The organism is Paraburkholderia sp. BR13439 (genome assembly GCF_040948805.1).
Lineage (GTDB): Bacteria > Pseudomonadota > Gammaproteobacteria > Burkholderiales > Burkholderiaceae > Paraburkholderia > Paraburkholderia youngii.
This window is the reverse complement of sequence record NZ_JBFPKN010000223.1, coordinates 1-255: the sequence shown is the minus strand read 5'-3', so window position 1 is coordinate 255 and position 255 is coordinate 1. Positions and strand designations below refer to the sequence as shown.

General features: G+C 71.8%; 1 protein-coding gene. It reads right to left on the bottom strand.

All coding sequences use genetic code 11. The features are described from left to right. The coding region (locus AB3X96_RS42965; RefSeq protein WP_368594465.1) for a phosphopantetheine-binding protein at window positions 1-255 on the bottom strand (255 nt) is incomplete at both ends.

Below are 255 nucleotides of genomic sequence, written 5' to 3'. Positions count from 1 at the left end.
GCGCTGCCGCGCCGCTCACCGCTCCGGCCATGCCTGCGGCCAGATCGGCCAGCACCGGCCGCGCAAACAGCATCGCCAGCGACAGTTCCACACCCGCAATCTGCGACAGCCGGCTGAGCAGCCGCACAGCCAGCAGCGAATGGCCGCCCAGCTCGAAGAAGTGGTCATGCCGACCGACCCGCTCCAGACCCAGCAGCTCCGCCCACAGCTGCGCCAGCACCGTCTCGAGCTCCCCGCGCGGCGCCTCGTAACCCC